At 36.9% G+C, this 23,392-nt stretch carries 22 protein-coding genes and 1 pseudogene; 6 read left to right on the forward strand and 17 right to left on the reverse strand.

What is annotated here, in order from left to right:
* Positions 1-87 precede the first annotated feature (87 nt).
* Both ESZ54_RS09885 and ESZ54_RS12795 read left to right on the forward strand, forming a co-directional pair.
* On the forward strand, positions 88-1,896 hold the full coding sequence (locus ESZ54_RS09885) for a M3 family oligoendopeptidase (protein ID WP_136137513.1): 1,809 nt from the start codon (positions 88-90) through the stop codon (positions 1,894-1,896).
* A 26-nt stretch (positions 1,897-1,922) separates the two neighbouring features.
* Positions 1,923-2,018, forward strand: a pseudogene (locus ESZ54_RS12795) (DUF3788 family protein); the annotation flags it as partial.
* A 128-nt stretch (positions 2,019-2,146) separates the two neighbouring features.
* Here ESZ54_RS12795 and ESZ54_RS12770 read toward each other — a convergent pair.
* From ESZ54_RS12770 to ESZ54_RS09965, 17 genes are all read right to left on the reverse strand, one after another.
* Positions 2,147-3,415 (reverse strand): C40 family peptidase, encoded by a 1,269-nt coding sequence (locus ESZ54_RS12770; RefSeq protein ID WP_162615161.1) that lies wholly within the window; start codon positions 3,413-3,415, stop codon positions 2,147-2,149.
* 116 nt (positions 3,416-3,531) lie between these two features.
* Positions 3,532-4,047 carry a rod shape-determining protein MreD gene (gene mreD / locus ESZ54_RS09895; protein WP_136137515.1) on the reverse strand — a complete coding sequence of 172 codons (516 nt, stop codon included), beginning with the start codon at positions 4,045-4,047 and terminating at the stop codon, positions 3,532-3,534.
* Positions 4,047-4,907, reverse strand: coding sequence for a rod shape-determining protein MreC (mreC, locus tag ESZ54_RS09900; RefSeq protein ID WP_136137516.1), 861 nt, complete (start codon positions 4,905-4,907; stop codon positions 4,047-4,049). The genes mreD and mreC overlap by 1 nt, the downstream gene beginning before the upstream one ends.
* Before the next feature lie 144 nt (positions 4,908-5,051).
* Positions 5,052-7,646 (reverse strand): bifunctional acetaldehyde-CoA/alcohol dehydrogenase, encoded by a 2,595-nt coding sequence (gene adhE / locus ESZ54_RS09905; protein WP_136137517.1) that lies wholly within the window; start codon positions 7,644-7,646, stop codon positions 5,052-5,054.
* Between the two features lie 323 nt (positions 7,647-7,969).
* Positions 7,970-8,317 carry a preprotein translocase subunit YajC gene (gene yajC, locus ESZ54_RS09910; protein ID WP_239433794.1) on the reverse strand — a complete coding sequence of 116 codons (348 nt, stop codon included), beginning with the start codon at positions 8,315-8,317 and terminating at the stop codon, positions 7,970-7,972.
* A gap of 81 nt (positions 8,318-8,398) precedes the next feature.
* Positions 8,399-9,544, reverse strand: a complete 1,146-nt coding sequence (gene tgt, locus ESZ54_RS09915; RefSeq protein ID WP_136137518.1) for a tRNA guanosine(34) transglycosylase Tgt — start codon at positions 9,542-9,544, stop codon at positions 8,399-8,401.
* Positions 9,545-9,832: 288 nt separating this feature from the next.
* Positions 9,833-10,867: a tRNA preQ1(34) S-adenosylmethionine ribosyltransferase-isomerase QueA gene (queA, locus tag ESZ54_RS09920; RefSeq protein WP_136137519.1), complete on the reverse strand. Its 1,035-nt coding sequence runs from the start codon at positions 10,865-10,867 to the stop codon at positions 9,833-9,835.
* A gap of 233 nt (positions 10,868-11,100) precedes the next feature.
* Complete coding sequence (locus ESZ54_RS09925; RefSeq protein WP_136137520.1) at positions 11,101-11,451, reverse strand: CsbD family protein; 351 nt, start codon at positions 11,449-11,451, stop codon at positions 11,101-11,103.
* Between the two features lie 99 nt (positions 11,452-11,550).
* The gene (gene ruvB / locus ESZ54_RS09930; protein ID WP_136137521.1) at positions 11,551-12,567 is read right to left on the reverse strand and encodes a Holliday junction branch migration DNA helicase RuvB; all 1,017 of its coding nucleotides are present in this window, start codon (positions 12,565-12,567) and stop codon (positions 11,551-11,553) included.
* A 12-nt stretch (positions 12,568-12,579) separates the two neighbouring features.
* On the reverse strand, positions 12,580-13,197 hold the full coding sequence (gene ruvA / locus ESZ54_RS09935; RefSeq protein ID WP_136137522.1) for a Holliday junction branch migration protein RuvA: 618 nt from the start codon (positions 13,195-13,197) through the stop codon (positions 12,580-12,582).
* A gap of 187 nt (positions 13,198-13,384) precedes the next feature.
* A complete protein-coding gene (locus ESZ54_RS12580) occupies positions 13,385-13,615 on the reverse strand; it encodes a hypothetical protein (protein WP_204249542.1) in 231 nt (76 codons plus the stop codon).
* Positions 13,557-14,096 carry a GNAT family N-acetyltransferase gene (locus ESZ54_RS09940; RefSeq protein ID WP_136137523.1) on the reverse strand — a complete coding sequence of 180 codons (540 nt, stop codon included), beginning with the start codon at positions 14,094-14,096 and terminating at the stop codon, positions 13,557-13,559. Before ESZ54_RS09940 ends, ESZ54_RS12580 begins: the two co-directional genes overlap by 59 nt.
* Positions 14,097-14,378: 282 nt before the next feature.
* Positions 14,379-14,807, reverse strand: a complete 429-nt coding sequence (gene msrB / locus ESZ54_RS09945; RefSeq protein WP_136137524.1) for a peptide-methionine (R)-S-oxide reductase MsrB — start codon at positions 14,805-14,807, stop codon at positions 14,379-14,381.
* 16 nt (positions 14,808-14,823) lie between these two features.
* The gene (mutL, locus tag ESZ54_RS09950) at positions 14,824-16,725 is read right to left on the reverse strand and encodes a DNA mismatch repair endonuclease MutL (RefSeq protein WP_136137525.1); all 1,902 of its coding nucleotides are present in this window, start codon (positions 16,723-16,725) and stop codon (positions 14,824-14,826) included.
* A 13-nt stretch (positions 16,726-16,738) separates the two neighbouring features.
* Positions 16,739-19,351 carry a DNA mismatch repair protein MutS gene (gene mutS, locus ESZ54_RS09955; RefSeq protein ID WP_136137526.1) on the reverse strand — a complete coding sequence of 871 codons (2,613 nt, stop codon included), beginning with the start codon at positions 19,349-19,351 and terminating at the stop codon, positions 16,739-16,741.
* 14 nt (positions 19,352-19,365) lie between these two features.
* Positions 19,366-19,764: a YlbF family regulator gene (locus ESZ54_RS09960; protein ID WP_136137527.1), complete on the reverse strand. Its 399-nt coding sequence runs from the start codon at positions 19,762-19,764 to the stop codon at positions 19,366-19,368.
* A 17-nt stretch (positions 19,765-19,781) separates the two neighbouring features.
* Positions 19,782-20,582, reverse strand: a complete 801-nt coding sequence (locus tag ESZ54_RS09965) for a TIGR00282 family metallophosphoesterase (RefSeq protein WP_136137528.1) — start codon at positions 20,580-20,582, stop codon at positions 19,782-19,784.
* A gap of 161 nt (positions 20,583-20,743) precedes the next feature.
* Here ESZ54_RS09965 and ESZ54_RS09970 point away from each other — a divergent pair, with 161 nt between their 5' ends.
* Genes ESZ54_RS09970 through ESZ54_RS09985 form a run of 4 tightly spaced genes read left to right on the forward strand, consistent with a single transcriptional unit; the run spans position 20,744 to position 23,347 of the window.
* Positions 20,744-21,388: a Rossmann-fold NAD(P)-binding domain-containing protein gene (locus ESZ54_RS09970; protein ID WP_136137529.1), complete on the forward strand. Its 645-nt coding sequence runs from the start codon at positions 20,744-20,746 to the stop codon at positions 21,386-21,388.
* A 1-nt stretch (position 21,389) separates the two neighbouring features.
* Complete coding sequence (locus ESZ54_RS09975) at positions 21,390-22,151, forward strand: phosphopantothenoylcysteine decarboxylase domain-containing protein (protein ID WP_136137530.1); 762 nt, start codon at positions 21,390-21,392, stop codon at positions 22,149-22,151.
* Between the two features lie 12 nt (positions 22,152-22,163).
* The gene (locus tag ESZ54_RS09980; RefSeq protein WP_136137531.1) at positions 22,164-22,724 is read left to right on the forward strand and encodes a phosphopantothenoylcysteine decarboxylase; all 561 of its coding nucleotides are present in this window, start codon (positions 22,164-22,166) and stop codon (positions 22,722-22,724) included.
* A complete protein-coding gene (locus ESZ54_RS09985) occupies positions 22,721-23,347 on the forward strand; it encodes an ECF transporter S component (RefSeq protein WP_420824366.1) in 627 nt (208 codons plus the stop codon). The genes ESZ54_RS09980 and ESZ54_RS09985 overlap by 4 nt, the downstream gene beginning before the upstream one ends.
* Positions 23,348-23,392: the final 45 nt, after the last annotated feature.

The following is a 23,392-nucleotide window of genomic DNA, read 5'->3' on the forward strand; positions in this document are numbered from 1 at the left end:
CGTTAATTATTATTTATTTCAATTGAATTTATTTTTTCTTTCTTAATTCATGTATAATGAGATTATATTAAGGAAGGAGTTAAGAATATGACATATTCATTAATTTGGGATTTAGATTCATTATTTGAAGGAGGCATTGACTCTCCAAAATTACAAGCACGTTTATCAAAACTTGACGAAGAAATTGATGCTTATTCTAAAAACGTAATTGCTTGGGAACCAGGTGCGGAAAATGTTGCCGCCTTTAAAGCACTAATTGACCAAGAAGAAACAATCAGTAAAGGTATTTCACAAACAATCAGCTTCATTACAGCTATTCAATCTGCGGATACAACAAATAAAAAAGCCGTTGCACTTTTAGCTGAACTATACAAAAAAATGACAATTTACGATAACATTGATGTTATTTTAACTAAAAAAATCACTGCTCTTTCTAATGAAGAATGGGAAAAATTATTAGCTTCACCTTTATTAGATGCACAAGGTATTCGTTTCAACTTAAACGAAAATCGTGATAAAGGTCGCCGTTTATTGAATGAAAATGAAGAAGCGATTATCAATCAACTGACAATTGATGGTTTTACAGCTTGGAGCGAACACTACGACACATTAGTTGCTCAATTAAAAATCCCATTTACTGAAGCAGATGGTACAACGGTTGAACTTTCAGCTGGTCAAGCCTTCAACCGTATGATGGGTGATGCCGATGCTAAAGTTCGTCAGGATTTATTTGCAAAATGGGAAGAAACTTGGGCAGAGAACGCACCCTTATTTGCAGATACTTTAAATCACTTAGATGGCTTCCGCTTAAATAATAATACTTTACATGGCATTGATAACCATTTAACCATTCCACTAGAATACAACCGCATGCAGCAAGCTACTTTAGATGCAATGTGGGGTAGCATTAATGATAACAAGAAACCATTCGCTGACTTCTTAATCCGTAAGGCAAATCTTTTTGGGAAAGAAAAAATGGAATGGCAAGATCAAGACGCTCCTGTTATTTTAGGTGACTTTAAAGAACGCCGCTTCCCATTCGATGATGCAGCTGATTTTATTATTGAAAATTTCAATCAATTTAGTCCTAAAATGTCCGACTTTGCTAAAATGGCCTTCGAAAAAAGCTGGATTGAAGCTGAAGATCGTCCTGGAAAACGCCCTGGCGGTTATTGTACTGGTTTACCTGAAAGCCAAGAGTCTCGTATTTTCATGACTTACGGTGAGTCAATCAATGAAGTGGCAACACTTGCTCACGAGCTTGGACATGCTTTCCATTCACACGTTATGTGGGATTTACCAACAATGAGTCAGGATTACGCAATGAACGTTGCCGAAACTGCAAGTACTTTTGCGGAATTAATTGTTGCTGATGCAACTTTAAAACAAGCAACAACTGAAGAAGAAAAAATCAACTTATTAGATATTAAAATTCAAAATGCGATTGCAATGTTCTTAAACATTCATACACGTTTTATTTTTGAAAATAACTATCATGTTAAACGAAAAGAACAACTTTTAAGTGATGAAGATATTACTGAATTAATGGTTGCTGCTCAAGAAGAAGCATATGCTGGATCTTTAGCTACTTATCATCCTCACTTCTGGGCTAGTAAATTGCATTTCTATATTGATAGTGTGCCATTCTATAACTTCCCATACACATTTGGCTACCTATTTAGTTTAGGAATCTATGCTTATGCACAAGAAAAAGGCACGAACTTTGAAGATGACTATATTGCACTTCTTAGAGACACAGCTTCAATGACAACAGAAGAATTAGCAAGCAAACACTTAGGTGTCGACTTAACTAAACCTGATTTCTGGCAAGCTGGAATCAGCATTATTGAAAAAGACGTTGCTGAATTTATGCGCTTAACAGAAAAATATATCTAATCTATTGATTATGAAAGAGGTTGTGACAGAAGTGTTCATCTTCAAGAAATGAGAAGGAAATCACGAAAATTGCTTTTCAAATTTTTGTGATTTTCGGCTTATTTCCGAAGAATCTATTTCTGCGACACAGTTTAGTTTCTAAAAAGAGGACTGTGACGTACTTATGTCACAGTCCTCTTTTTAATGCCTAAATTCGACTTTAAGACACAAAAAAAGTAGAGCTCATATGCTCTACTTTTTATAAGTTTAATTAGTTAACACGTACTGCAAAGTCTGGTGACCATGCTGACATGCTTTGAACCATAACGCTTTGACCAGGTGATGGAGCGTGGATATATTGTCCACCGCCAACGTAAATTGCTACGTGGTAAGTTGAACCTGCGCCACCCCAGAATAGTAAGTCTCCAGCTTGTAAGCTTGAGAATGATACACGAGAACCTGCACTCTCTTGAGGTACAGTCCAGCCACCGATTTCTCTTCCGGCTGCATTACGATATACATAAGATGTGAATCCAGAACAGTCAAATGATCCTGGTCCTTTAGCTCCCCATACATATGGTTTACCAATATGTTTGTAAGCTTCTGCAACAATTGCATTTCCGTTAGCCGATGGAGCTGGGTTAGACGGTTGTGCTGGTGTTGGGTTTGGAGCCGGTGTTGGATTACTTGGTTGTTGTCCTTGATCTCCTTGGTCAGGAGCTGGTGTTGGTTGTACTGGAGTAGTTGTTGAAGCTGTTCCTTCACCAGTACTTGTAGAACCAGTTGTAGATTTAGTATCTTTACTGATAGATTCTACAGGTTTAGCAGCTTTTTCAGCAGCTTTAGTTTGTTCTTCACGTTTTTTCTCAGCTTCTTGTTTTTCTTTCAAGAATGCATCTTTTTTGCTTTGTTCTGTTTCTTTTTCAGCAGAAATGCCACTTACAACAATTGTTTGTTGTAATTCTTGATCTTCAAGTTCGCCTTTTTTAGCTTCTAATTCAACTGCATTTTTTTGTAATGAAGCTGATTTAGTTTCAGTTTGATCTTTTTTAGTTTCAACAGCTGTCATGTCTTCTTTTTGTTGTGCCATTAAATCATTGTTAGCACTAACTAATTTAGAAGCAGCCATCACACGTGTTACAGCATCAGAAATAGAATCTGATTCCATTACAACGTCTAACATAGTTGAGTTTGCAGAATCAACTTGTGCTGAACGAGCTTGCTCTTTAATAGCAGCGTCACGTTTTGCAATACGTTGTTCTAAGTTTTTGATTTCTCCAGAAAGTTTAGTAATTTCTTTTCCTAATGAAGCTTGTTCAGTTTGTAATTGAGAAGCTTCTGCCTTAATTGAAGAAATTGATGATTGAATGCCAGCTAATTCTTTAGCTGCTGCATTTTCTTTTTCTTTAAGTTCGTTAATTTTTTTATCTTGAACTGAGACTTTATTGTCAACTGTGTCTGCACTAGCTACCATAGGAAGAGCTGTTGCAGATAATGTAATTGTACTAATTAAAAGTGCTTGTAAAACTTTCTTCTTCACGTATTCTTCCTCCAAGAGTTTTAAATATTTTTTAAGTTTTTCTTTACGACAAAATGATTGTAACATAGTCAGATGTCAGCCATATAATGAGAATGTTACAATCATATTTCAAAACTTTATTTTTTTACGTTAAACAGTTTTTTTAGTGGTGCCATGCAGATCAAGATCAAAATGAGATTTAACAGTAGCGTTGGCGCTAAATTTCGCGTAAACACATCTAAGATTGTTGTGACTGTTAAACCAAAAACACTTAATAAGAACACGCGTCCTAACGATAAAAAAGTCACAAAAATAATGAAACTCAAGATGATTGTTAGTGTATTTGGGATGACATTTTCAAAGACAAAATACATTACCCAAATAATTAATGGAAATAAAATAAGGTTGATTCCTAAGACATTATAATAGTAAGAATCGTACAATAAACCAATAATTGTTGCGAGTGATACCATATAAGCTTTATCCATTTGAAACGTTGCAAACATCATAACCATTAATAATAAACAGCTTGTAAAAGACATCGGCACACTCAACATTGACAGAATTGCATTACTGATATGACCATCTAGAAGCATCAAGAAAAAGAGCAGAATTGGCAACACATACGGCACATACGCTTTACTACTTTTCATTAGTCGTTACCTGCCATTTTTTTAATTACAGTCACTGTCCCTACATCATAAATATCTGCAATTGGTGTGACCAAAATTTCATCGTGGAGACCTGTTTTACTTTTCTTAATTTCTTTAACTTCACCAACAAGTAATCCTTTAGGTGAGTTACTACCAAGGCCCGATGTTGATACTCGATCGCCTTTTTTAATATCTTTAGTTGTTGTGAGCTGTGTGACCGTTAATGTATGTGTTTTACTATTGTAAGCATTCATCAAACCATAAGCTGCTTTATTCCCTTCAGAGGTAATCATGACTGGAAAATGATTAGTATTTTGATTAACAGTTGTTAATAATTCTACTTTTGAACTGTTTTTTTCTGCAATAATGACGCGTCCAATCAAACCCTTATCGCCCATCACTGCCATATTAACTGCTACGCCATCTTTTGTTCCCTTATTAATGACTAAAACATCTTGCCAAGAATCCGGCGAACGATTGACAACACTCGCATTTACCGCTTCATAATTTGAAAGTGTTGAGTTTAGTTCCAATTGCTGTTTTAATTTTTCGTTTTCACGTTTATAATTCGCAATTTCAGTTTCTAGCATCGCGTTGTGATCGATTCTCTTTTTCAAACGATCATTTTCTGTATAGGTACTAAATAAATTAACAACTGCTTTCACACTATTTTCAACCCCTTTTACTGGAGCTAAAATAATATGGTCAATTGTTGTAATGGCACCATTGACTTGCGATTGACCAGGCAAACTTTGCTTTTTCTTATCTCGCTGCATTGCACTAACGCTAACTAATGACACAACAGCAATTAAAATGATCAATGCAATAATAATATTTTTACTTGAATTAAATTTTTTCACCTTAACACCTCGGCAATATTTTAAGTTGAATACACATTCTTCATTTTATCATTAATTGAAGTAGGATGCTATTAATCCTACTATTATTTGCCAAAAAAGAAGAAGAAAGCAGCTGCCCTCTTCTTCTTAAACTCATCTCTATAATTAACCTTTATACGCATCAATAATAATTTGTTTTAGTTCGCTAATTAATGGTTCTTTAGGATTAGCTGTTGTACATTGATCTTCATAAGCAAGTTCAGCCATACGGTCGACAGTGCTATCAAGAATTTCTTGTGTCACACCTTGAGCTTTCAAGTTCATTTCAATACCACAACGACGTCCTAATTCAGTGATTTCTTTCGCTAAAGCTTCTACTAATTCTGCTGTTGTATTACCTTTTAGTCCTAAGAAGCGGGCAATATCAGCATAGTCTGTATCAGCTCTAAAGAAGTCATATTTAGGGAATAATGCATGTTTAGATGGATCTTTTGCATTATAACGTACCACGTGTGGTAACAGAATCGCATTTGTACGACCATGTGGAATATCATACTCGCCACCAATTTTATGGGCAATTGAGTGACTAATTCCTAAGAATGCATTGGCAAACGCCATACCGGCCATTGTTGAAGCATTATGCATTTTTTCTCTATTTTCTAAGTTAGGATTTTTAACTGAATCTTCAAGATAATCAAAGACTAAACGAATCGCTTGTAAACTTAAACCGCGTGTATAATCTGATGCCATTACAGATACATAAGATTCAATCGCATGAGTTAAAACGTCCATTCCTGTATCAGCAGTTACTGAAGCTGGGACACTCATTACAAATTGTACGTCAACGATTGCTACATCTGGTGTTAAGGCATAATCTGCTAATGGATATTTCACGTGTGTTTCACTATCAGTGATAACGGCAAATGGTGTCACTTCTGCACCAGTACCTGATGTTGTTGGGATACATACCATTTTCGCTTTATTGGCAATTGGTAAACGATACGCACGTTTACGAATGTCTAAGAATTTTTGTTTAGCGCCAAAGAAGTCTGTTTCTGGATGTTCGTAGAATAACCACATACCTTTAGCCGCATCAATTGCTGATCCACCACCGATTGCAATTACTGTGTCAGGTTCGAATTCGCGCATTTTTCTTGTTCCTGCTTCAACTGTTTTTGTTGAAGGGTTAGGTTCAACATCAGAGAACATTTCGAAAACAACTTTGTTACTACGTTTGTATAGTTCACGAATTACTTTATCGGCATAGCCAAATTTAACCATACCAGGGTCACAAACGATAAAGACACGTTCAACATTTTGCATTTTTTGTAAGTATTGAATTGAGTTCTTTTCAAAGTAGATTTTTTCAGGTAATTTAAACCATTGCATATTATTTCTCCGTTTCGTTAATGTTTTTGTATTAATCAAGTTAATCGCTGTTACATTTTTTGAAACTGAGTTCTTACCATAAGAACCACAACCTAATGTTAATGATGGAATCATCTCATTGTAAATATCACCAATCCCACCTTGAGCAGCTGGACAGTTGATTAAGATACGACATGCGTTCATACGAATACCATATTCAAGTTGTAAATCTTCATCTTCTGAATGCAGCACTGCTGTATGTCCTTCACCACTTAATTTCAGCATTCTCTCACATAATTGTAAGCCATGTTCAGTATGATTTGCTTTGAACATTGCTAAGACTGGCGATAATTTTTCACGAGATAATGGATATTTTTCACCAGCATCTGGTAATTCAGCAATCAGAATCTTAGTTCCCGCTGGCACTTTGATTCCTGCAAGTTTTGCAATCGATACTGCAGAGTGACCAACGATTTTTGGATTAACTGCTGTTTTTGCTTCATTCATTACAGCACCTTCAAGTTTTTCTAACTCTTCAGGTTTTACAATATAAACTTGATGCGCTTGGAATTCTGCTTTCACTTCATCATAGATTTCTTTATCAACGATAATACCTTGTTCTGACGCACAGATCATACCATTATCAAATGATTTTGAAACAATTAAATCATTAACAGCACGTTTAACTTTAGCTGTTTTTTCAATATATGCAGGTGTGTTACCAGGGCCCACGCCTAATGCTGGTTTACCAGTTGAGTAAGCAGCTTTGACCATCGCTGATCCACCTGTTGCTAAAACAATTGCCACACCATCATGATTCATTAAAGCATTTGTTGCTTCTAATGATGGGTGTTCAATCCATTGAATACAATCTTTAGGAGCTCCAGCTTCAATCGCTGCGTCACGTACGATACGGGCAGCTTCAGCAGAACATTTTTGAGCGCTTGGATGGAAAGCAAAAATAATTGGGTTTCTTGTTTTCAAAGCAATAATCGCTTTAAAAATTGTTGTTGATGTTGGGTTAGTTGTTGGTGTCACACCACAGACAACTCCGACAGGATCGGCAATTTCCATGATACCTTTTTGTTCATCTTCATTGATGACACCGACAGTTTTATTATATTTAATACTATTCCAAATGTTTTCAGAGGCAAACATATTTTTAATTGCTTTATCTTCAACAATCCCACGGCCAGTTTCTTCAACAGCCATTTTAGCTAAAAGCATGTGTTTATCTAGAGCTGACATCGCCATGTGGTGAACCATTTTATCCACATCTTCTTGTTCAAATGCTTTTAATTCTGATAAGGCATTTTGACCTTTAGCCACCATTTCATTGATAAACTCTTGGACGTTTTCTACTTCTTTTTTTGCTTTATTTTCTTTTGCCATAATATCCCTCCGCACTTCGTTATGTATTTCACAAATAAAATATAAACCATTTTAGCTGTCTTGTAAAGTGTTTTTGTGATATATTTCACTAAAAATCAAAAGAATACGTTTTCACAAACAATTTTTTCATGTTTCCTTAAAAACAAAGGTTTTAGATAGCGTTTACATTTGTTTTTGAAAATTTTTTTTGTTACTTTTTCTCAATTCTAATAATAATTTTATTCATTCCAATCCTATCAGAATTGAGAATATTTTTAACGATTGATAATATTGTACGAAAAAAAAGACCCTAACCAAATGTTTGGTTAAAGCCCTTGCTTAAATTAAGCATCTTTATTTTCTTCTTCAGTTTCTTCGATGACTGTTTCAACAACTTCAACTGGAGCTTCTTCTTCTGTTTGAGTTGGTTGAGAACTTCTTACAGTCTTGATTGCACCACGTTCAAATTCTAAGTAAATACCTTCACAGTCTAAAGTAATTGTGCCTTTATCTTCGTTGACTTCACTGATTACACCGTATAAACCACCGATTGTTACAACTTCGTCGCCAGATTTCATGCTGTTTAACAACTCTTGACGTTCTTTTTGTTGTTTTCTTTGTGTACGAGTCATGAAAAACATCATCCCACCTAAAACAACAATCGGAAGTAATAAACTTGCCATTTGATTCATATTTCCACCTCTATTCTCTCTTGTCTACATAAAACACTTTAACAAATTTTATCTTAATACACTAGTTTTAATTCATTAATTTTAAAAATTCTTCGCATTTTTGTCATTAAAACCATATTCTTCAAAGAAAGCTTCACGGAATTCAAGTAAATTATCATCCATAATAGCTTGACGAACTTGACGCATCACATCATGTAAGAAGTATAAATTATGGTAACTTGTTAAACGTAAGCCAAATGTTTCATCGCATTTAATTAAGTGACGAATGTATGCACGGCTATAGTTACGACAAGTATAACAGTTACATTTTTCATCTAATGGTCGGAAATCATTTGTATATTTAGCATTCTTAACAACTAAGCGACCTTGACTTGTCATACATGTTCCATTACGTGCAATACGTGTTGGTAAGACACAGTCAAACATATCGACACCACGAATGACACCATCAATTAATGAGTCAGCAGTACCAACTCCCATTAAGTAACGTGGTTTATGATCTGGAATTAGTGGTGTTGTATATTCAAGCATCTCATTCATTTCTTTTTTAGTTTCACCAACAGACAAGCCACCAATTGAATAACCGGGGAAGTCCATCGCAACTAAATCACGTGCACTTTGTTGACGTAAATCTTTATAGCCAGCACCTTGAATAATACCAAATAAACCTTGTTGATCTGGTTTTTGATGTGCTTTTAACCCACGTTCGGCCCAACGAGACGTTCTTTCGATTGAGCGTTTTACATAGTCATGACTTTCGTAGAATGGTGGACATTCGTCAAAACTCATCATAATGTCTGGACCTAATTGGTTTTGGATTTGAATTGCTTTTTCTGGTGATAAAAACATTTTAGAACCATTTAAATGATTTTTAAAATGAACTCCTTTTTCCTCAATTTGACGCATATCCGCCAGTGACCAAACTTGGAATCCACCTGAGTCTGTTAAAATACCTTGGTCCCAGTTCATAAACTTATGAAGACCACCAGCCTCCTCAACAATATCTGCACCTGGACGTAACCAAAGGTGATAAGTGTTACTTAAAATAATACCTGAGCCCATTTCTTTTAATTCTTCCGGCGCCATTGTTTTTACTGTTGCAAGTGTGCCTACGGGCATAAACATTGGTGTAGGAAACGTGCCGTATGGGGTAATGATTTCACCTAATCGAGCACCTGTATGTTTTTCTGTTTTAATCAATCGATATTTAATAGCTGGTTCTGACATCTATGACCCTTCTTTCATTGTTTTTATTTGGTGTGATGCTTTTGCTTTATTTAATCCGGGGTTCGTGGTCAGAAATTCAGCACCAAGTCAATCCTGTAAATAAATCAAAAATCGATTTTTTTACAGGATTGCCTTGCTGTTCATTTCTAAGCGACCACTCACCCCCTTTATTTAATCTGGAATTCAAGTGCTGAGACTCGGCATTAAGTCCATCCATCTATTCAGACAAAAAACGTCTGATCACATGGATTACCTTACTGCTCGTCCCAAAACGCCCTTTCATTCACTTTATTTAACGAACATGGCGTCACCGAAGCTGAAGAAACGGTATTTTTCGTCTACGGCATGTTGGTATGCGTTTAGAACATTGTCTTTACCGGCAAAGGCACTGACTAGCATAATTAATGTTGATTTTGGCAAATGGAAATTTGTTGAAAAAGCATCAACTAATGTAAATTCATAGCCTGGTTTGATAAAAATATCAGTCCAACCACTATCGGCTTGAATGTCGCCACTGAATTTAGTTCCAATCGTTTCAAGCGTGCGAATTGATGTTGTACCTACCGCTACAATACGGCCACCTGCTGCTTTAATTGCTCGTAATTTCGCAGCTGATTCTTCGGATAATTCATAGAATTCACTATGCATCTCATGATTATCAACATCATCAACGCTCACTGGACGAAATGTTCCTAAACCTACATGTAAGGTTAAATAAACCAATTTAACCCCTTTAGCTTGAATCTTTTCTAATAATTCATTGGTAAAATGTAAGCCTGCTGTTGGTGCTGCAGCTGAACCATTTTCTTTCGCATACACTGTTTGATATCGCTCGTTATCTTGCAACGTTTCTTTAATATATGGTGGTAAAGGCATTTCACCTAACGACTCTAAAATCTCCAAAAAGACACCTTCATAGCTAAAATCAATCATTCGTCCACCGTGTTCAAGTTCTTCAACAACAGTCGCTTTTAAGCGTCCATCACCAAAAGAAATTTCTGTCCCAATTTTAGCACGTTTCGCTGGTTTAACTAAAGTTTCCCAACGATCGCCTTCAGTATTGGTTAATAATAGGACTTCTAAATGTCCGCCTGTTTCAGGTTTTTCACCATGCAGACGTGCTGGTAAAACGCGCGTATTGTTCATCACAAGTGCATCGCCCTCATGAAGTTCATCAATAATATCAAAAAAATATTTATCTTCAGTTTGACCTGTTTCTTTATCTAAAATTAACAAGCGAGACGTTGCTCTTTCTTTTAAGGGCGTCTGCGCAATTAATTCTTCTGGTAAATCAAAATCAAAATCTGATGTACTTAATGTCATCTCTTGTCACCTTTTCTTTTCAAGTCTTTCTGTTGTATTCTATCATCTTTAGTCCAAAATAAAAACATCTAGCCCTACTTTTCGTTAGCAGCTGTTTCAATCTCAACAAAGGAAAAGGAAGTGTGACTTTAAAAGTAAGCCATACTTCCTTAATTTCAAACAAACGGTGCTACAAAAATAGCTTCGGTAAAAATAAGCCGAACACTTAATTATAATCTCGTATGTATCTTTCATTAATTTGTCTTATTTTGTAGTTTGTCCTTCAAATCATTTGTGCTTGTCACACGGTCCATAAACTCTTTTGTTTTACCTTTTAAATCGTCACCCACGCCCGAACTGGCTACTTGATCGACAATTTTTGAAGTTTGAATTGCTACATCATGTAGCACATCTTTAGAATTCCCAACAAATTGATCAACTTTTCCTTCTGCTTTCAATTCATCGTTGCCTATAATCGAACCTGTTGCTTCTTTGACTTTGCCCTTAATGACTAAAGGATTTAAAGAAGGCTTGCGATTCTTCTTCCAAATCGCAAATGCTGCAACTGCTCCTAGAGAGCCTAAAATTAAACCTGTTTTTTTCATAATATGCATCGCCTTTCATGTGTTCGTTATACTATCCATTATAGCGAAACATTGACAAAAAGGCTCATCATAACCCTTATAAAGATTAATAAGTATTCCTTAAGTGTTATTTGGATTAATATATCCCAGATGATCATAGGCTAAATCCGTGACCATCCGACCACGTGGTGTACGTTTCAGAAAACCTTTTTGAATCAAATAAGGTTCATACATGTCTTCAACAGTTTCCATCTCTTCGCTTATATTAACCGCAATCGTTGAAAGCCCAACAGGACCTCCTTGATAAAGTTCAATCATTGTTTTTAATAATTTTTGATCAACATAATCGAGGCCTTTGTCATCGACTTGGAGTAGTTGAAGCGCTCGGTCAGCAATTTTAACATCAATCTGACCATTGCCTTCAACTTGTGCTACATCACGTACACGTTTTAGTAAACGATTGGCTATTCGAGGTGTCCCTCTCGAACGACGTGCAATTTCGAGTGCACCTAAATCTAAGATATCAGTCGCGAAGATTTCAGCTGAACGCAAAACAATCTCTTGTAAATCCGTTTCCTCGTAGTATTGCATATGCGAAATAATCCCAAAACGATCTCGCAAGGGAGCTGATAGCATTCCTGCCCGTGTTGTTGCCCCAATCAACGTGAATGGGGGTAAAGGAAAATGAACGGGATGCGCGGTTGGCCCTTGCCCCACAATAATATCGACATAAAAGTCTTCCATCGCAGAATAGAGTAATTCTTCAGCAACACGTGGTAAGCGATGAATCTCATCAATAAACAAGACATCGCCTGGCTCTAATTCATTAAGCATAGCGACTAAATCACCAGGTCGTTCAATTGCAGGGCCACTTGTCGTTTTAATTGAAACATTCATTTCATTCGCAATCACCATTGCCATCGTTGTTTTACCTAATCCCGGAGGACCATATAATAAAACATGGTCCAATGTTTCATTCCTTTGGCGTGCTGCTTGAATGTAGATAGAGAGTTCTTCTTTCACTTTATCCTGACCAATATATTGTGATAAATATTGCGGTCTCAATGATTTTTCAATCATTTCTTCATTTTCTTCGATTATCTCACTCGAAAGGATACGATTCTCTTCATCAGACATTTACAAGCCTCCTTATTTTTTCATTAATAATTTCAAGCCTTGGCGTAAATAATCATCCGTTGTAGCCAAGACTTCTTTTTCTAATTCCTTCGTGATGCGCTTCAATTCTCGCTCAGTATAACCTAACGCTCTTAGTGCTTCAAGTGCTTCATTTAGCGTACTTTGCGTTGATTGATTAAAGAGTGTTTCCTGTTTTCCTGCAGCAGCTACCGCATCCGGACTCATTTCAAGACCATCAAGTTTTCCTTGCAAATCAAGCACAATTTGGCGTGCTGTTTTTTTACCAACACCTGGAAACTTCGTCAAGTAAGCATCATCATTTGTTTCAATCGCATAAACAAGACCGCCGTGGTCATCAGAAGCCATGATTGCTAGACCACTCTTAGGCCCAATGCCCGACACACTAATCAACTTCAAAAAGAGTTCTTTTTCTTCTAAAGATCCAAAACCATAGAGTAACTGCGTATCCTCACGCACCACTTGATGAAGATAGACCAGAACTTCTTTTTGAAAATAACTAGAATATTTAAATGGATTAGCTACCGCAATTTTGTAACCAACCTGATTCACTTCTAAAACAATGTAATAAGGACTCACAAAAGTGATAATCCCTTTCATATATTCGTACACACCATTACCTCCGTACACATGTTCCCTAAATTATAACATAGAATAACCCGGTGGTGAAGAAAGCGTTTTGGAGTGAGCAGTAAGATAAGCGGATGAAGCTGACGGTTTGTGTCAAATTCAGGCGATTAGCTTAATGCCGAACTCCAGCTTTCTGAACCCCGTCAATAACCCGGTGGTGAAGCTCAGCTCACTGAACCCCGTTACCCAAGGTGATTTTTGGAGCGTTTAGAGGTAAGTCACAAGCCAATCTTGCGAATAAATTGGTTGATAATTTAATCGCAAGATTGGCTTGTGACCGAACCTCTGCTCCAAAAATCCCGGCTATCTCAAGTGGTGAAGCCGGCGCCTTGTTGTGAACATTACGCCCTACTATCACCAAACCATTCATCTCGTAGAATTCCATAACGAATCGAATCATAGTACCGGCCATTATAATAACGAACTTGACGCATTTGCCCTTCTTTAGTCATACCTAACTTTTCACCAACTGACATCATGCCAATATTGCCCGACCACGTTGTAAAACCAATTCTTGGTAGATATTTAAAATGATTGAACAAATAATTTAACCATAATTTAAAACACACCGTTCCGATTCCTTTGCCCCAATAAGTAGAATCATATAAACAAATCCCCATCTCTAACCAATGTTTAAGCTCACCATCATCCCAATATGAAAAAACTTGACCGACAACCTCTTGATCCACTTCAATCACTGCCATCATCTCAGAAGCGACAAAATTTTCTAATGCCACCGCTTGGTAGTGTTCAAATGTCATCACAGGTTCATTAAAATATGGTCCATTCCATTTTCTCCACTCTAAATCTTTTTGATAGGCTAACTCCCACAAAAGATAAATATCTTGCTCAGTATAAGGACGTAGCTTTACTTTTACCATGATAAATTCCTCCTTATAGGACTTAATAGCATTCTTTACTTTTTCTTAAAAAATTAATCATAAAACTAGACCAGTTTGGACACATTTTATTCATATTTCTTAGCTATTATATGTGTATACCAACAAAACAACCCTAACAAACTTTTCATTTTATTTACTCCTCCAAAGTAAATAAACAACTCCTTTTTTGACCTAAGTTCATCGCTTAGGTTTTTTTTTATGCCCTGAAAGATAAAAAGCCTAATCTTCAGTTATGACCTTTGATGAAGATTAGGCTTTTCATTATTTAAACAAGGTTAGGTACGGACCATATCCTTCTTGTCTCATCTCCCGAACAGGTACAAAGCGTAAGGCTGCACCATTAATACAGTAACGCAACCCTCCTTGATCAGCCGGACCATCGGTAAAGACATGACCCAAATGAGAATTCGCTGATTGGCTACGGACTTCAACTCGTGCACGACTCAAACTTAAATCTTCTAACTCTTTTAAAATCGCAATCGGTTTAGTAAAAGAAGGCCATCCACATCCCGCATCATATTTATCTTTTGAAGAGAATAAAGGTTCACCACTTACGATATCGACATAAATGCCCTCTTCAAACATACGATCATATTCACTCGAAAATGGATGTTCAGTCCCATTTTCTTGCGTTACTTGATATTGTAATGGCGTTAAACGTTGACGTAGCTCTTGTTCTGTTGGTTTCATTTTGAGTCCTCCTCAATTAATGTGCATCTTGAACACGTTTGAATAATCGTTCCATCTCATAATTTGTAAAATGAATTAAAACAGGACGTCCATGTGGACAGTTATACGGATTCTCGCATTTTGCTAAATCGACTAATAATTGGCGCGCTTGCGGTTCATCGAGATGATGATTGGCTTTAATTGATTTTTTACAGCTCATCATAATAGCCGTACTTTCTCTAAAGGCCGCAACACTCACCTGACCATTTTCTAATACCAAATCAATCATCTCACGAATAATACTCTCTTCTTCACCACGAGGATACCAAGTTGGATGTTGACGAACAATAAAACTGCGTGAGCCAAAAGCTTCTAAGAAAATGCCTACTTGTTCTAAAATTTCCAATTGCTCTTTTATTTTCATAAAATCATCAATAGTATATTCCAATACTAATGGTAAAAGTAATTCTTGATAATCATCTGTTACTTCACCTATTTTTTGGCGGTAATACTCATACTTAATTCTTTCCTGAGCCGCATGTTGATCAACGATGTATAATCCCTTTTCACTTTGAGCAAATAAATAAGTCCCATGCATTTGACCAAAATACTCAAGTGTTGGAAATGCTTCAAGAGGAGCAACACGCTCAGGCGGTTCAGCTGTCACTAATTCGTCGACTGCCAAATCAATCTCTGGTTCTAATGACGTAATCGTATCAACAGATTCAGTGTTTAGACTTCGGTTAGGTTGCGATTCAGACACCGTCGGATTAACAAAAAAGTCACCCGTTTGAGGATCATAATTTAAATTCGTTTCAGTGTTCGTTGTAAACGGCACTTGTTGTTCTTGTCCTTGCAGTTTATTCTCTGGCTGTAATGATAATTGTTCCACACGTTCTTCTGCTTGTATTTTTTGACGATACGCACTAGAATCACCCACACCAGGAATTAAGTTTTCTTTAGCTAACGTCTCGCTAATAGCCTTACTAATAAGTTGCATCAATTCTTGTTCCTTACTCAAACGAACTTCTTGTTTTGTCGGATGAACATTAACATCCACAAGTAATGGATCCATCTCAATATGTAACACAACGAGTGGGAAACGACCCACCATTAATTTAGAACCATATCCTGTGACAATTGCTTTATTTAAAATAAAATTACGAATATAACGACCATTAATGATTATAGATAGATAATTGCGACTCGCTCGTGTCACTTCAGGTAACGAAATATAGCCACTTATTTTAAAATCTAAATCTTCACCTGAAATAGGTAACATCTTCTTCGCCGTTGCTACCCCGTAAATACCCGCAATCGTTTGACGTAAATCACCACTACCGCTTGTCACAGTCATACGATTACCATCATGCATTAAACGAAAGGCAATATCAGGGTGACTCATCGCTAAACGATTAACAATGTCACCAATATTCGCTAATTCTGTTTGCAATGTTTTCACATATTTAAGCCGTGCTGGTGTATTAAAGAATAAATCCTCGACTGAAATATTGGTTCCTTTTCTTAACGAATGAGGTTGGTTTTTCTCAACTTGGCCTCCTTCTAAATAAAGAGCGGTTCCCTGTCCAGTACCAGTCGATGTTTCAATGGTAATTTTCGAAACAGAAGCAATACTAGGTAAGGCTTCACCTCGAAATCCCAGTGAACGAATTCTAAATAAATCATCACGTGTATGAATTTTACTTGTCGCATGTCGCTTAAATGCATTTAAGACATCACCCGGTCCAATTCCATCGCCATTGTCAATAACTTGAATTTTACGTAAACCTGCTTCTTCAAGAAAAATATCAATTTGGGTACTATTGGCATCAATCGCATTCTCAACTAATTCTTTAACCACTGATGCCGGGCGCTCTACTACCTCACCTGCTGCAATCTGGTTGGCTAAAGTTGTTGAAAGTTCTAAAATTTCTGCCATTCGTTTCACTCCCTTACTCTTTTGTTAATGTCATTTGTAAATCATAAAGAACCGTCATTGCTTCCATCGGTGTCATGGTCATCAAATTAACTTCTTTTAATTTTGCTAGGACTTGATTATCCTGGGCCGAGGTTTCACCAAATAACGACAATTGATCTGGTTCAGCTAATGTAGGAGCTATCTCTGTTTCAGCAACAGCTAACATCTCTTTCAGTAGTGGTTCTTCTCCAAAAACAGTTTTAACAGGATTGTCTTCTAACGAAGCTAAAATCAACGTCGCACGTTTTAATAGTTCATCTGGTAAGCCCGCCAATTTAGCCACATGAATCCCATAACTTTTATCAGCTGCTCCATCCATCATCTTATGTAAAAAGACAACTTCTCCATCTTGTTCAACAGCACCCACATGGGTATTTTTAAGCCCACTCAACGTGGTTTCTAAAGCTGTAATTTCATGATAATGGGTTGAAAAGAGCGTTTTCGCCTTAACATACTCATGGATGTGTTCGATGATTGCTTGAGCCAACGCCATCCCATCATAGGTTGCTGTTCCACGTCCCAACTCATCAAATAAAATTAAACTATCTGGCGTAGCATACTGCAACGCTTGATTCGCTTCCATCATTTCCACCATAAAGGTACTTTGACCAGAAATTAAATCATCTGATGCTCCAATTCGTGTAAAAATCTGATCAAAAATAGGTAATATTGCCGCTTCAGCAGGTACAAAGCAACCCATCTGCGCCATCACAACAATTAATGCCAATTGACGCATATAAGTACTCTTACCTGACATATTCGGCCCTGTAATAAGTAAAATATCTGTCTCCGGATCCATTAAGACGGAGTTCGGTACATATTCTTTCGCACCCACTACTTTTTCAACAACTGGATGACGGCCTTCAATTAATTCTAGACGATGGCTCCCCTTAGTCAATTCTGGTCTCACATAATGATAGCGTTCACTGACAGACGCAAAACTTTGCAAAACATCCAGTGAAGCAACAGCTTTCGCTACACGTTGCAGCGTTTGAATTTGCTCCTTAATTTGATCACGAACACCGATAAATAATTCGTATTCCAAATCTTGCGATTTTTCTTCTGCTTCAAGTAGCAGTGCTTCTTTTTCTTTTAATTCTGGCGTGACATAGCGTTCAGCATTCGCTAAGGTTTGTTTACGTTCATAGCGACCTTCAGGTAACGCGCCGATATTACTTTTTGTGACTTCGATAAAGTAACCAAACACGCGATTAAATTTAATTTTCAAATTTTTAATACCTGTGATTTCGCGTTCTTTTGCTTCTAACTCTGCTAACCATTGCTTTCCATTATGCATCGCTTCCCGATACTGATCTAAACGTTCATGATAACCATCACGAATGACTTGCCCTTCAGTAATCGATAACGGTGCTTCCTCATGAATTGCCCGACCAATTAAATCCGATACTTCTGCAACTGGATCTAAGTCCGCCAATAAACTTTGCCATTGACCTTCATCAATTCCTGATAAAATTGCATGAATATACGGCATTTGGTCTAAAGACTGCTTTAATTGCAACAAATCACGGCCATTGGCACTTCCCAATGACACACGTCCAACTAGACGTTCTAAATCATAAACTTTTTTCAAATAGTCTTTAATATCCATGCGTTCAAAGTAAGCCGTCAAAAGACTCTCAACTCGGTCTTGGCGCTCTTGAATCAAGCGTTCTTGAATTAAAGGACGATCGAGCCATTGTTTCAGCAAACGACCACCCATCGCCGTATTCGTTTCATCCAATAACCATAATAATGTGCCTTGTTTCTCACCCGTTCGAATTGAACGTGATAGTTCTAAGTTGTATTTAGAATAATAATCCATTTTTAAGAAATGACTTGGTTCATACGCAATCGCTGGTTGAATATGACCCAATGAACGTTTTTGCGTCCGATCTAGATACGCTAACAAAACTAATGTTGCTTTTTTTGCTAATGAATCTGTTAAATCTGCCGTCAAATAACTAAGCTCTGCGTTTTGATCAATCTCAATTTGTTCTGACACTAAAATATGACGCGTCTCAAATTGCTGTGTTAATGCATCCGGGATGCCACTTCCTAGCACAATCTCTTTCGTTTGCAGACTGCTGCACTCGTTTAGGACACTTTCCTCATCTTGCAAACGGCTTGCTTTAAGCTCACCAGTACTTAAATCTGTATAAGCAAAGCCAAAACCTGTTTCTTCAACAATTAAAGCCGTCAGATAATTATTTTCTTTTGCAGCTACTTCTTTACCATCAACTTTTGTACCTGGTGTAATCAATTGGACCACTTCCCGTTTAACCATGCCTTTGGTTAATTTTGGGTCCTCCACTTGCTCACAAATTGCTACTTTATAACCTTTTTCAATTAAAATATCGATATAACCTTGTGCCGAATGATGTGGCACGCCACACATTGGAATCGGATCATCTGCATTTTTATTACGACACGTTAAAGTTAACTCTAAAATTTGCGCCGCTTTTTCAGCATCGTCGTAAAACATCTCATAAAAATCACCTAAACGGTAAAATAAAAAGGCATCTGGATATTGTTCTTTGATTCCGAAATACTGCACCATCATTGGTGTATGTTTTGTTTTTTGAGGCACGCTACCCATCCTTTCTACTGTTCGTTTGTTTTATGCTCTTCTAGTCGTTGATTAAATTCATGTTCTAAGACATGCGTTAAATGTTGTAAAATATCATTTGCTTCAATTAATTTCTCACGATATACGATGACAAGTGGATGTTCATCAAATTCTTTTTGTTTTTGGTTTGCCAAACGAATCGCTTCTTGTTCAGCTTGTGGTTTATCATAATGAGCAAAATTGACCGCATCTTTTTGATGTTGCTTAATATCTTCAACTAATTGACGTAACACTTCGTTTTTTTCGATCTTCAGGGCAATTTTTTGATAATCTTGAATGGCTTCATGTTGCTGCACATTTTGCAATAACTGATCCATTGCTACCTGAAGCTCTGGACTATATTCTGCTCGGCGTTTTTCTTCTTGATTTTCCATCTCGTTGTCCTCTTCTTCTATTCTCGGAAAGGATGATCGGCATTAATGACTGCCGCCTCAATTTTTTTAGCTTTACCCGTCTTGTCATCAATTTCAATCACACAATATGACAATTGTTCGCGACCTTCTGTCACCACTTCAAAACGATGTGGCAGTGCCGTTCTAAATTTATCAATGACTGCTTCTTTTTGCATCCCTAAAATACCATCATAAGGACCTGTCATGCCGACATCTGTTAAATGAGCCGTGCCTTGTGGTAAAATACGTGCATCATTGGTTTGAACGTGCGTATGTGTGCCAATTACGGCTGATACTTTGCCATCCAAATACCATGACATGGCTAATTTTTCACTCGTTGTTTCACCATGAAAATCAACAAATACTAATGGCGTGCGTGCATGAGCTTCAACTAACAATTCGTCCATTTTAGCAAAAGGATCATCCAAAGCCACCATAAAACTTCGTGCTTGTAAATTAATCACAGCTAGTTCAACTTGATTGACTTTAACAAAGACCATACCTTGTCCTGGCGTAGTTGCATCTGGAAAATTAGCCGGTCGAACCATCTTTTTTGCTTTCCCAATAAATTCAAAAATTTGACGATTGTCCCACGCATGATTACCTAATGTGACAACATCGGCTCCATCTTGTAAAAATTTTTTATATATTTTTTCTGTAATTCCTCGACCTGAGGCAGAATTTTCTCCGTTCACAATCGTCACCTGCGGACGATACTTTTTCTTTAATTTTGGTAAATAATAAGAGATCGCATCGCGACCCACTGATCCAACAACATCTCCAACAAATAATATTTGCATGAATTGGCCTCTTTTCTAATTTAACTACTTCTTTCATTTTAACAAGTTTTATCCGCAAATTAAAGTCATCCGATTAGTCAGAACGCTTAATTAAGCGATTATTGTCTAAGATATGTTAAAATAAATTGAAAATCAATACAATAATAGGAGCGAAACAAAAAATGCGCAAACTTGTGATTTTTGGTGGAAGTGGGTATATTGGACAAGCAGTCTGTCAAGAAGCATTAGCACAAGGTTTTATAGTTTATAGTATCTCGAAACACGGTAAACCGACAAAACAAGCAGATTGGATGCATCATCCTAGCATGACATGGCTCCAAGCAGATATTCTCCAAAATTTCGCTTGGCAAACGCAAATTCCCAAAGATGCTTCCTACCTTAATTTAATTGGTATTTTATTTGAATCAAAAAATAAAACGTACACTGATTTAATTGTGGCAACCAACCATATTATTAGTCAATTTGCTGCCGATTGTAATCAAGTTTACTTCTTTTTATCTGCACAAATTGGGCCCAAAAAATATCTTGCTGCCAAACATCTCGCGGAGCAGGAACTACAAAAATTGAAAAACCCCATAATTGTCCTTCAATCAGGACTAGTTGTGAGCTCAATAAAAAAAGGGAGTCATCTTCAAGGGTGGATGATTCGTTGTGCAAGTTACCTGCCGTTCATTGGACCTTGGGCCAAAAAAGGCTATCCAATTGAACGAACCCTATTAGCAAAAAATATTCTCAAACTCATCATTAACAAGAAAACTGGAACTTACATGATGACCAAAGATAACTCATTAAAGGAGCTTTATTAGTATGCATATTTTAATTACAGCCGGTGGTACTGATGAAAAAATCGATGACGTTCGTAAAATTACCAACCAAGCGACCGGACGCCTTGGTAAAGTGATTGCTGAAAGACTACAACATGAACAAGTAACCATCCACTATGTTTATGGACCAAATGCCGTATTACCCAAATCACCAGCAAACGGAACTTTACTGTTTTATCCAATCCAATCTGTTAATGATCTGTATCATCAAATGGAACAGCTGTTAACCACTAAAAAAATAGATTACGTCATTCACAGCATGGCGGTTAGCGATTACTACGTAAAAAATTCTATTGCTAGTGAGCAGTTAGCTCACATGATCGCTACTCAAATTGATCATCATGCAGTAGAATCATTGGAGCAACAAATCGACACTATTTTAAAAACAAATCATTTTTATCCGGAACAAACGGATAAAAAACTAAGTTCAGATACGGAGCAACTCTTCATTCGACTTAATAAGGCGCCAAAAGTTATTCAATCAATCAAAAAATGGCAACCCGCAACAACATTGATTGGCTTTAAATTACTTGTTGGTGTTTCAGAAGAACATTTAACGCAAGTTGCACTACAAAGTATCCAAAAAAATCAAGCTGATTTAATCCTTGCGAATGACTTAGAAAAAATCAATGACACCGAACATCATGCAATCCTTGTCGATCCAACTGGCATCATCGAGAGATTCGAAACTAGACAAGACATTGCATCCGGTTTACAATCACTTATACACGCAAATCTTGCATAGAGGAGAATAGATATGAAAACTGTTTTATTAGGTGTTTCGGCTAGTATTTCAGCCTACAAAGCAGCTGACTTGATTAGTCAATTAAAAAAACATGATCTTAATGTTGAAGTGATCATGACACAAAATAGCACCAAGATCATTCCACCATTAACTTTACAAGTTCTTTCAAAGAACAGTGTCCATCTTGACGTCATGACTGAAGCGGTGCCAACAGATATTAATCATATTGATTTAGTTAAACGTGCTGATTTATTTATTATTGCACCGGCAACCGCTAATATTATTGGTAAAATTGCCAATGGTATTGCTGATGATATGCTCTCAACCACGGCACTTGCTGTCCATGATATGCCTTTACTGATTGCACCTGCTATGAATACGTATATGTACGCACATCCAGCAGTACAAGCAAATCTTGAAAGATTACAGCGTTTTGGCTACAACATCATCGAACCTAAGATAAGTCTATTAGCTTGTGGTGATTACGGAAAAGGTGCCTTAGCTGATGTTGATCAAATTGTCGCAACGATTCTAACGACACTAAATCTTAATAAAAAGGAGGAACAAGATTGAAAACCAAACAATCCGTTTTAGCGGCAATGTTTTTTGCAATCATGCTTTTATTTGCCCTGACACCGCTTGGCTTTATTCAAATTGGACCAATCAAAGCTACGTTATTACACATTCCTGTCATTATAGGCTCCATTATATTAGGACCTAAAATTGGTGGTTTTCTTGGATTTTCATTTGGATTATTCAGTTTAGTGACAAACACAATGACTCCTTCACCACTTTCTTTCGTCTTTTCTCCTTTTTATCCAGTCTATGGTACTGATCATGGGAGTTTGTGGGCTTTAGTCATTGTCTTTGTACCACGTATCTTAGTGGGCATCCTACCTTTCTTTATTTATCACTTCTTGCAACGAAAATTCGGAAACAAAAAAGACAAACTCTCATTATTCATGACCGGGCTTACTGGCTCATTAATTAATACTATTTTAGTGATGAACTTAATTTTCTTTCTTTTCCAAGGTGCTTACGCAAATCTACAAGGAGTCCCTGCCGGCTTAGCACTTTATAAAGCCATTTTAATGATTATCTTGATAAATGGCGTCCCTGAAGCTTTAATTGCCGGTATCGCGACAAGCGCTGTTACAAAAGTCCTGCTTAAGTTGGAGCATAAAAATAATGCTTAAGACTGATGTCAAACTTTGAATACTTCAGTATACTTAATGCATAAG

Origin of the sequence: Vagococcus silagei, assembly GCF_004795745.1 — a bacterium.
Lineage (GTDB): Bacteria > Bacillota > Bacilli > Lactobacillales > Vagococcaceae > Vagococcus > Vagococcus silagei.